This is a genomic window from Myxococcus sp. AB025B, from assembly GCF_006518215.1.
GTDB lineage: Bacteria > Myxococcota > Myxococcia > Myxococcales > Myxococcaceae > Myxococcus > Myxococcus fulvus.
Window position 1 is genome coordinate 1 of record NZ_SRLW01000332.1, and the last position, 10,571, is coordinate 10,571.

7 protein-coding genes and 1 pseudogene are annotated in these 10,571 nt (G+C 68.6%); all 8 read left to right on the forward strand.

The features are described 5' to 3' along the window. The first annotated feature begins 107 nt into the window (after window positions 1-107). Window positions 108-992: a carbohydrate ABC transporter permease gene (locus FL311_RS36315; RefSeq protein WP_141332264.1), complete on the forward strand. Its 885-nt coding sequence runs from the start codon at window positions 108-110 to the stop codon at window positions 990-992. Then, window positions 989-1,801, forward strand: coding sequence for a carbohydrate ABC transporter permease (locus FL311_RS36320; protein ID WP_141332265.1), 813 nt, complete (start codon window positions 989-991; stop codon window positions 1,799-1,801). Before FL311_RS36315 ends, FL311_RS36320 begins: the two co-directional genes overlap by 4 nt. Before the next feature lie 82 nt (window positions 1,802-1,883). After that, window positions 1,884-5,270, forward strand: a complete 3,387-nt coding sequence (locus FL311_RS36325; RefSeq protein ID WP_228557313.1) for a serine/threonine-protein kinase — start codon at window positions 1,884-1,886, stop codon at window positions 5,268-5,270. Between the two features lie 14 nt (window positions 5,271-5,284). Then, window positions 5,285-6,100: a sigma-70 family RNA polymerase sigma factor gene (locus FL311_RS36330; RefSeq protein WP_194869507.1), complete on the forward strand. Its 816-nt coding sequence runs from the start codon at window positions 5,285-5,287 to the stop codon at window positions 6,098-6,100. Next, window positions 6,100-6,960 carry a serine/threonine-protein kinase gene (locus FL311_RS36335; RefSeq protein WP_228557314.1) on the forward strand — a complete coding sequence of 287 codons (861 nt, stop codon included), beginning with the start codon at window positions 6,100-6,102 and terminating at the stop codon, window positions 6,958-6,960. Before FL311_RS36330 ends, FL311_RS36335 begins: the two co-directional genes overlap by 1 nt. A 56-nt stretch (window positions 6,961-7,016) precedes the next feature. Beyond that, window positions 7,017-7,883, forward strand: a complete 867-nt coding sequence (locus tag FL311_RS36340; protein WP_141332267.1) for a CBASS oligonucleotide cyclase — start codon at window positions 7,017-7,019, stop codon at window positions 7,881-7,883. A gap of 88 nt (window positions 7,884-7,971) precedes the next feature. Continuing rightward, the gene (locus FL311_RS36345; RefSeq protein ID WP_141332268.1) at window positions 7,972-9,786 is read left to right on the forward strand and encodes an SAVED domain-containing protein; all 1,815 of its coding nucleotides are present in this window, start codon (window positions 7,972-7,974) and stop codon (window positions 9,784-9,786) included. A gap of 16 nt (window positions 9,787-9,802) precedes the next feature. Beyond that, window positions 9,803-10,571: pseudogene (locus tag FL311_RS36350) on the forward strand (hypothetical protein); the annotation flags it as partial.

Here is a 10,571-nt window from a genome sequence, read left to right on the forward strand (position 1 = left end):
CCTGATGGGGGAGGGGCGATGAGCGGGCTCGCGGTGGGGTGGGCTCGGTGCGGCCGTGCCTCGGGTGGATGGATGCGGCTGCTGTGTGCGCACGAGCGGGAGGCGCGATGAGCGAGCCGGTGCGTGGCTCGCTGGAGCGGGAGCGCCGGCAGGCGTACTGGTTGGTGGCGCCGGCGGTGGTGGTGCTGGCGGGCGTGGCGCTGTACCCGATTCTCGCGGCGGTGTGGCTGAGCCTGCACCGCTTCATCCTCGTGTTCGGCGAGCGGAGGTTCGTGGGGCTGGGGAACTACGCGTACCTGTTGGGGGACGCGCGGTTCTGGGCCGCGCTGGGGAACACGGCGTACTTCACGGCGGTGGCGGTGGCGGTGGAGTTGCTGCTCGCGGTGCCGCTGGCGCTGCTGCTCCAGAGGTCCTTCCCGGGGCGAGGTTTGTTACGAGCCTCGGTGCTGGTGCCGTGGGCGATTCCCACCGTGGTGAGCGCGAGGCTGTGGGCGTGGATGTTCAATCCGGACTACGGGCTCATCAATCGCTTGCTGCTCGGACGGGACATCAACTGGCTGGGGGCGCCGGGGTACGCGCTGCACGCGGCGATACTGGTGGACGTGTGGAAGACGACGCCCTTCGTGGCGCTGTTGGTGTTGGCCGGGCTGCAAGGGATTCCGGAGGACCTTTACAAGGCGGCGCGGGTGGACGGGGCGTCACCGTGGCGAATCTTCCGGTCGATAACGCTGCCGTTGCTCAAGCCGGCGCTGCTGTTGGCGGTGCTGTTCCGCTCGTTGGATGCGTTCCGGGTGTTCGACGCCATCTACGTGTTGACGGAGGGCGGGCCGGCGAACACGACGGAGACGTTGAGCATCTACGCGTACAAGACGCTGATGCGCTCGGGGGACTTCGGGTACGGGAGCACGTTGTCGGTGGCGACGTTCCTGTGCGTGGTGGTGCTGGCGGCGGTGTGGCTGCGGCTGTTGGGGCGTGAGGAGCGGGCGCGATGAGACAGCGCGTGGGCTTGGGGACGGCGCTGGCGGTGGTGGCGTTCCTGACGTTCTTCCTGGGGCCGTTCTTCTGGCAGGTGCTGACGAGCCTGTGGCCGGATGGAGAACTGACCCGGCCGTGGCCGTCGCATCTGACGTGGGAGAGCTACGCGAGCGTGCTGTGGGGGCGACCGTTCCTGCGGGTGGTGGTGAACTCGCTAGTGGTGGCGGCGCTGACGACCGGGTTCTGCCTGGGGGTGGGCTCGGCGGCGGCGTTCGCGCTGGCGAAGCTGGAGTTCCGGGGGAAGGGGCTGCTGTTGAGCGCGGCGCTGGCGGTGAGCATGTTCCCGCCGATTGCGACGGTGAGCCCGCTGTATCTCATCCTGCGCGCGGTGGGGTTGCGGGACAGCCTGGTGGGACTGGCGTTGCCCTATGCGACGTTCGCGATGCCGTTGACCTTGTGGGTGCTGACGTCGTTCTTCAAGCAACTGCCGGATGAGCTGTATCGGGCGGCGAGGGTGGACGGGTGCACGCCGTTCCAGGCGTTCCGGAGGGTGCTGTTGCCCCTGGCGGCGCCGGGGCTCGCGACGACGGCGATATTGGTGTTCATCTTCGCGTGGAACGAGTTCCTGTTCGCGCTGACGTTCCTGACGACGCCGGAGAAGCGCACGGTGCCCGTGGCCATCAGCCTGTTCGCCAGCGAGTACCGTGAGCCGTGGGGAGAGATTGCCGCGGCCTCCGTGGTGGCCACGCTGCCGCTGGTGGTGCTGACGGTGTTGTTCCAGCGGCGGATTGTGTCCGGGCTCACGGCGGGGGCGGTGAAGGAGTAGGGGCGCACGGGGTGGGAGAGACCCGCCCCCGCGCGGGGGATTCCTCGGGTGAGGCCTGGCGGAGTAAATCCTTTCGCATCCCATGCTCCGTGCTCCGTCGTCCCAGGTTGGTCCGTTCCGGTTGCTGCGGCAGTGTGGCTCCGGAGGCATGGGCGAGGTGTTCGAGGCCGTCAACGAGAACACCGGACAACTGGTGGCGCTGAAGCTGCTGTCCCGGGACGCGTCGAGGGAGCCGCAGGTCGTCGCGCGCTTCCTCCAGGAGGGGCGCGCGCTGGTGAAGCTCGACCTCCCGGATGTGGTGCGAGCCTTTCATTGTGAGAAGCAGGCGGACCAGGTGTTCCTGGTCATGGAGTTGCTCGACGGCCAGGACCTGCGCAAGTGGATGGGCAGGCACTCGGGACGCGTGCCGCGCGAGACGGCCTTGGCCCTGTGCGCGCAGGTCGCGCGAGTGATGGCGGAGATCCACGCGAAGGGCATCGTCCACCGGGACCTGAAGCCGGAGAACGTGTTCCTCTGCACTGACGCGAGCTCGGCCCTGGGATATCGGGTCAAGCTGCTGGACTTCGGCATCGCCAAGCTGCCGCCGTACCGTGATGACGCAGTCGCCGCGACCCAGGTCCATACGCATGAGAACGTGCTCATCGGGACCTATCACTACACGGCACCGGAGCAGCTCCGGAGTGCCTCCTCGGCGAAGGTCTCCGCGGACGTCTACTCCCTGGGGGTGATGCTGTTCGAGCTGCTCGCGGGGCAGCGGCCCTTCGAGTCGGAGGAGATGGTCGAGGTCATCTCCGCGCACGTGAACACGCCGCCGCCCTTCCTGGGGCAGTTGGCGCCGACGATTCCGGGTGCGCTCGCGACCTTCGTGGCGTCGATGCTCGCGAAGTCGCCCGAGGAGCGCCCGACGATGGCGCGGTGTCGCGACATGCTGCTCCGGCCCTGGGCGCAGGAGCAGGACGTCTGTCCCGTGCCGGGGCTGGCGTCCTTCAATGAGTCGCAGGCGGAGCTGTTCTTCGGGCGCGGGGCGGAGACGCGCAGGGTGCTCGAGTCTCTGGACGAAGCACGCTCGGGAGGGCGGCGCTGGGTCTCGCTGGAAGGGCCGAGTGGTGTGGGCAAGTCCTCGCTGCTGCACGCGGGCGTGCTGCCGAGGCTCCGTGAGCCACCGCCGCCAGGGCTGCCGCGCTGGGTGGTCGTCGTGGCGAGGCCGTCGTATGAGCCGGTGCGGAGCCTCGCGAAGGCGCTCGTGACGGCCTTCCCCACGCGGGATGTGGATGCGGTGGAGCGAGGGCTGCGAAGTGGGCCCGAGGGCCTGCGGACCTTCGTCCAGACGAACGTTCCTGAAGACAGCTTGATGCTGCTGGTCGTGGAGCCGCTGGAGGAGCTCTTCACCTCGGGGAGCGCCGAGCAGTCGGTGCTGGATGGGCTGCTGGTCACTGCCTTGTCCGGGGAGGGGCGGCTGCGGCTGCTGACGTGCTTGCGCAGCGACTTCTTGCACCGGCTGGAGCAGTTGCCGAGGCTTCCCCACCAGCTTCAAGAAGCGATGCGCTTCCCGCTCTTGCCGATGGGTGAAGCGGCGCTGAAGGAGGTCGTCGAGGGGATGGCGCGCCAGGCGGGAATGCAGCTCAGTGAAGGCCTGGCGGAGCGGATGGTGCGCGACGCGAAGGGAGAGGGCGGCGGGCTGCCGTTGCTCGGGCATGCGCTGCGCTCACTGTGGACCTTGAGCGGTGGCGCGCCCCTGACGCACGAGCACCATGACCGGATGGGAGGCGTGGGCGGCGCACTGTCCCAGCAGGCGGAGCAACTGCTGGCGAGCCTGGGCGAGCAGGGCCGGGAGCGTGCGAAGTGGATCCTGCTGTCCCTGGTCCAGGTGGGACGTGGCGTGCAGGACACGCGGAGACCACGCCCCAGGAGTGAGGTGTTGGCGGAGGCGGGAGGTGATGCACTCGCCGAAGAAGCGTTGCTTCGCCTGAGCGGGCTGTCCGGGGTGGAGGGCGGTGAGCCCGGACCTCGACTGGTGCTCCTGTCCGGAGGGGCCGAGGTCGAGTCCCAACGTGTGGACCTGGTGCATGAGACGCTGTTGCAGCGGGTCCGCTCGCTCGTCGCGTGGCTGGAGGAGGAGCGGCGAGACCTGGAGGTGCGCGCGGACGTCGAGGTCGCCGCACGGAACTGGGAAGAGGCCGCGCGGCCGAATGAGTGGCTCCCTCGGGGAACGATGCTGACGCATTACCAGGGCGGTGTCGGCACCCCTGGACGGGGTGCCCATCGGCTGAGTCCTCGCGCGAACGCATTTCTCCAGGCCGCGAGCTGGTTGGAGCGGCGTCGGGTGTGGACCGGCCGCGCATTGGTGGCCGCGGCTTCATTGGCCGTGGTCGTGATGCTTGGAGTGACGGTGCAGGCGTGGGAGCAGCGCGAGCGCGCCGACCAGAACCTCCACCGCATCATGAACTCCGCGGAAGGCATCGTCTCCGACGCGGACTGGGAGCTGAGCTGGATTGCGAACACGCTCGAGGTCCGACGGGCGTTGCTACGTGGCTTGTCGGACTCGCTGGAGGGGTTCTCCGAGGAGGAGCAGCAGCGGAGAGAGGTCCTCTGGCAACGCATCAAGCTTGCCCACCGGATGGCCGACCTGAGCTTCCTGAATGACACGCTGCAGGTCGCGAGTGCGCACCTCCTCCACGCGAGGAACCTCCTGACGCAAGGTGAGGCGCTCGGCTTCGGAGGCGAGGATTACCGCATGCAGTGGGCGTTCAATCACTCGAAGCAGGGGAAGGTCGACCTGGCGGCGGGGCGACTGTCCGAAGCGCGAGCCCTCTTCCTGCAATCCGTCGAGTATTTCGAAGCGCAGCGTGCCGCTGTGCCGCGCTCGGTCTCCGGAGACCGGGACTCCGCGGTGGGCTTGAGTGAGTTGGCGGACCTGGAGCTCGCCGAGGGACGCGCGGGCGAGGCCCTGCGTTGGCTCGAACGCGCCGTCCCGCTGTTCTCCACGCAGGACCCGGACTACGGCGCGTCCCTCTACGCGCAGGGCCTGGCGTATCAGGCGGAGGCGATGCGACGGGCGGGGCGCCTGGCGGACGCGCACCCTCGATTGGATGAGGCCATGAGGCTCATGGCACAGGAGGCGAGCACGCATGCCGGGGACCATCACCGCAAGTGGATGCTGGAGTGGGTCCGACTCTGGAGCGCGAGATTGGCCTCTGACGAGGGCCGCTGGACGGACGCAGCGGTGGGCTACACGGCCGCGGTGACTTCCGGGCGCGAGCTGGTCAGGGGGGAGCCCACGAGCAAGCGATTCGCCCTGGCGCTCCTGGAGGCACTGCGTGGGGCCGAGGCGTTGGCGCTTCGGCGAGGGGATTCCGAACAGGCGGAGGCGCTGCGAAGCGAGGGGTGTGCGCTGGTCCATGAGTTCGTCGCGCGCGACCCGGAGGACGTGCGCTTCAAGGCCCTGGCGTGCGAGAGTTTCAAACCGTGACGTGGGGGATGCGCATGGCCGAGCCTTCTTTGTCGGAGTGGTCTTTCGAGGCGCTGTTGCAGCGGGTTCGAGAAGGGGAGAAGGCCGCGCGGGACGAATTGTGGAGCCGTTGTCTGCGACAGGTGTCCCAGTGGGCCGAGAAACAGCGTGCCCAGGTCGAGAAGGTCGGCGCGCGTCCTTCGGACGTCACCCAGGACTCCCTGCTGAAGGCGTTTCAACAGCTCGACCATTTCCAGGGGACCACGGAGGGGGAGTGGTGGGCCTGGCTCCGTCAGATCGTGAGGAACGAGGCCATCGGGACCTATCGACATGGCACCCGGAAGCGGCGCGACGCGACGGCGACGGTGTCGCTGGATGGAGAGGAGCTCCTCGGCGTGAAGGCGCAGGAGCGCAGCCCGAGCCAGGTGACGGCACTCCAGGAAGAGTGGCGACGCCTCATCTCCGGCTTTCAGTGGCTGGAAGGTCATCAGCCGGACCAGCACCAGGCCCTGAAGATGTTCCATCTCGATGAGCACCCGGTGAAGGCCATCGCGGAGCACATGGGTAGGACGCCCAAGGCAGTCGAGAGCCTGATGGGACGTGGGGTGCGCGCCTTGCGCGCCTGGATGGCCGATGAGCCGATACTGGAGGACCCGCTCTCCACCGAGGCCGCCGCGGAGCGCAACGAGGTGGACGCGGCCTTCTCCAAGTACCTGCGGCTCCTGGAGGCAGGCGGGACGGTGGAGGTCGAAGCCTTCGTGAAGGGCTACCCGGACTGCGAAGAAGAGCTCCGGGGCATGCTCCACTGGATGGACCAACTGCGTGCCTTGGACCCATCCAGGAAGCGCTGATGCCGCTCCACGGGATGCAGTGGGGGCGCTACGTCATCGACAGCCTCGTCGCGGTGGGCGGGTCGAGTGATGTCTATCGGGCTCGTGCGCTCGATGGAGATGGCTGGGTGGCGGTGAAGACCCTGAGCCAGAGCGCGAGTCTTCAGGCGGAGCTGGTCGCGAGGTTCCAGAACGAAGCAGAGGCGCTCCTGTCGCTGCGCCATCCGTATCTGGTCGAGGCGCTCGAGATGGGCACGCCCACGGAAGACGGGCCCCCCTTTCTCGTCCTGGAGTGGCTCCCGGTGAGCTTGCATGAGCTCCTCGCGCGGCGAGGTGGCCGACTGTCGTTGGAGGAAGGTGTCCAGGTGCTGCGCCAGCTCGCGCAGGTGCTCCACTTCCTGCACGAGAAGGGCGTCATCCATCGAGACCTGAAGCCCGAGAACGTCCTCATGGCTTGTTCCGGACCTGCCGCACTGGAGGTCCGTCTCACCGACCTGGGCCTGGCGCGCCTCGTCCCGGGAGAGGGTGCACGGGCCCCTTCGCTGTATGTGTCCACGGCGAGGGAGGCGCTGCTGGGGACGGGGGAGTACATGGCCCCCGAGCAGTGGACCAGTCCCAAGGGCGTGGACGCGAAGGTGGATGTCTATGCGCTGGGGGTGCTGGGCTTCCGTCTGCTGGTGGGCGCGCCTCCTTTCAGTGCGAGTGAGCGTTCGGGGTTGTTCTTCCTTCATGCGCTCAAGCCCCCGCCGCTGGCTCTCCTGGAGGGATTGGCTCCCGAGCCCCTTCGTGTCCTGCTCGGAGCCATGCTCGCGAAGAAGCCGGGGCAGCGGCCCGAGATGGTCGACGTGGCGAGGACCTTGGACTCGCTCGCGAGGGACTGAGCCCGGGCTGGCGTCCTCTCTTCCGGACCGGATTTCCCGCGTGGGAGAGGTGCGACATGTGGACCGTGGAACAGGCGATGCAAAGGCTCGTCGAGGAGCAGGAGTTGACTCGCGCCGAGCGTGACAACGTGACGCGGCAGCACGAGGTCGTGCGCGAAGTGCTGATTCGGCGGCTGCCACTGTCGGAGGTGTTCCTGTCGGGCTCGTACAGCCGGGGGACGGCGCTGCGTCCCTTGCACGACGTGGATGTGTTCGCCGTGTTCGACGCCGACCGCCAACCGAGGGGGCAACGGGAGCCTGACGCGTTGCTGGGTGAGGTGCGGCAGGTCTTCGAGGTGGAGTGGCCGGGACGCGACTCGCCGGCCCTGCAGAGACACTCCCTGCGCATCGACTTCTCCTCGGGAATCAGCGTCGACATCGTGCCGGCCTACACGCGAGGACCCGGGGGCTATCTCATTCCCCAGCGGGACACGGGCGCCTGGATTCAGACGAACCCGAAGGAGCACCAGGCCGCCTGCGCCCAGGCGGACCAAGCCGCGAGAGGTCGACTCAATCCCCTCATCAAGCTGGTGAAGCAGTGGAACCGAGCTCGGGACAACAGTCCGCTGCGCTCCTTCCATCTGGAGGCGATGTGCTACTCGGCGTTTGCGTCGCCGCCCGAGGGGACACTGCTGGAGCGACTCGAAGCCTTGTTCCGGCACCTGTCGGAGCGCGTCATGCAGACCTGCCGTGACCCGGCGAAGCTGGGCGTCGCGGTGGATGCTCGGATGACGCAGGGACAGAAGGAGGCCGCTCGCAACCTGTTCCAGAACGCCATCCGGGAGGTGCAGCTCGCCTCGCGGGAGCGCACGTCGAACCCGGAGCAGGCGCACCAGCGCCTCTCGACGCTGTTCGGGCCCGTCTACCGCAAGCGCGGCCCTTGAGCACCTCGTGGGAAAATGAGCGGGCTCGCGAGGGGTCCACTTCGCGTTGGCGTCTTCCTCGGTGGACGACGTCAACCGAGGTGCGCACATGTCGAACGTGGAGCTGTCCATCAATCGCAGGACCGAGGCGCTCATCCTTCGTTACGAGCACGACCGGCCCGTCATCGAGGACGCGGCACGCCAGACGCTGACGCGTGAGGGGCTGGAGGGGTATCGCGACGTGGCCAGCGCGGTGCTCCATCCGTACGACGAGAAGCTCAGCGTGCGCACGCCGCGGGGGGAGGCGTGGGCGGGGGCCTTCCTCGAGAACGAGCGGTTCGCGAGCGCGCTCATCAGCAAGGAGAAGGAGCTGGGGCTGGACCACCTGCCGGTGCACCTCTTCGGCTGCGCGCCGCTGGAGCTGATGCTCCACCTGTCTTCGTGCCTGCCCCGACGTCGCCTCCGGGTGTACCAGCAGTCCGGGAGCGGCGAGTGGTCGCTCGGCTTCGACCGGACAATGGCCGCCGCGTCCGAGGACTTCCTCGAGGTGCAGGGGCTGCCGAAGACGAAGCAGGGTGGCTCGGGTGTCGTGGCGCTCGTCGTGGAGGTGACTCGCGCCATCGGCGACCAGGCGCTGGAGGCGTTCCGCAGGAAGCATGGCGCGAACCTCCTGGCCGAGGTCCGCGTGCGCCCGGTGCGTGGGCCCGGGCCGGCGGCCATCCAGAGCCCCGCGGAGGTGTCGCGCGCGGCGGAGCAGCTCCGCGGTGTGCTCGGGGATTTGCACGAGCGGCTCGGCGGCGCGACGTCGGTGCTGCTGGCGATGGACTGCCCGGGGAGCTTCGCCGCCGCGCTGGGCACGGCGGTGAACGTGAACACGCAGCTCCCGCTGTGGCTCCACCACTACGACGCGGACCGGAGGCAGTACCTGCTCGTCCAGGAGATGAAGGCCGGACGCGCCGCGCCCCTGGCGGTGGAGTACACGACCGCGCAGTTCGCGGTGGCGGCGAAGGTCCTCGGCGAGCTGCGGAAGGTCCACCAGGAGTTGGTGTCCTGGTTGTCCGAGCCCGCGCAGCAGGACCTCCTGTCGGAGCTGAGCGAGCAGGACCGGACGCACTTCGTGAGCGGCTCCGTCGAGGATGCGCCGTCGACCGGACCCATCGAGATCTACCGTCACTTCGAGGGCAAGTGGGGCTTCGACGTGGGGATGTTGCTGGCCCTCAAGGAGCTGAAGGACCGCGTGGGCAGCGAGGACTGGAAGGAGTGCGTCCGGCTGTACATGGTCCACGAGGTCTTCCACGTCCAGCAGGGCGGGCTGACCTCGTACACCTACAGCGGGAGCGGGCGCACGGGCTTCGTGCTGGAGGCGGCGGACTTCGACGCGGACGCCATCGCGATCGAGGTGGCGCTGGCGTGGCGCAAGTCGAAGCAGGAGGGGACGGTGGCGGGCGAGGGTGAGACCCGGACGATGGAGCGCATCATCTGGAACGCGATGGAGAGCCTGCGCATGTTCGAGCCGGAGACGCCCATCCGGACGCTCTCCGAACGACGCCTGCGCCGCTACCTCATCTGGATGTTCCAGGTGTGCAGGCTCAGCGCGCTGAAGCTGACCTCCGCGCGAGGCCCCGCGCCGAAGCTGGAGCGCGCGACGGTGGAGATCGCCGGCCTGAAGACGTCGCCGGACCCGTTCGAGACGTACTCTCAGCAGCGGGTGGACCTGCTCGACGTGGACCTGGATGACGAGCTCATCACGGGGGTCTACTTCCAGCGCAAGCTGGTGCGAGACCCGGAACGTCGCTGGGTGAAGCGCGTGCTCGAGGCGCTCAGCCGCTGGGGCGAGAAGCCGCGCGAGGACGCGCAGGACGAGATGCGGCGGCTCTTCGAGGAGTTCTTCAACCGTCATCGCGAGCTGGTTCAGTCCCGCTGAAGGAGCGCGGTCCGCCATGGGAGAGCAGAGCGCGTCCCGGCTCGAGGGAGACCGGTATCAGTACCTGTACGCCTGGCACGAGCTGCTCCGGCTGCTCGACGCGGAGTGTCCCTTCGAGCACGGCTATCTGGAGCATCCCGAGGCGGGCTCCGCGGACGACGTGACGCTGCACGCGCGCGAGGGCTCGGGCGTGGCGAGCCGCTTCGTGCAGGTGAAGTGGCACGTGGACCACCGTGAGGTGTACTCGCTGGACTCGCTCACGGAGGCGCAGCGCGGGAAGGGACGCCCGTTGCTGCACAAGCTCTTCACGAGCTGGCGTGCGCTGCGTGCCCGAGGGCCCGTGGAGGTGTGGCTCGTGAGCAACTGGGGGGCGGAGCAGCGGCTCGGGCGCTACCTGGTGGGACGGGACCACTCGCTGGCGCCGGAGTTCTTCTCGGAGTCTCGGCCTGGCGCGTTTGGGGAGGGGGCCTCTCGGTGGGCTTCGCGGTGCGAGACGACGCCGGAGGAGCTGGCGCTGTTCCTGCGAGACCTGCGCTTGCGGTTGGGGTTCGCGAGCATCCGGGACCTGGAGGAGCAGGTCGACTGGCGCATGGACGGGCTCAGGTTGCGGCAGGGCGTGAACCCGAGGGCCATCGTGCTCGATGGGATGCGCGAGTGGGTGGAGCGCTCGGGTGAGGTGAAGCGGGTGACGCGCGAGTCGCTGGTGGCGTTCCTGCGGGCTCGGGAGCTGTTCGCGCCGTTGGAGGAGGGGCCCACGGTGAGCCTGTGGGTGCATGGGTGGGCGC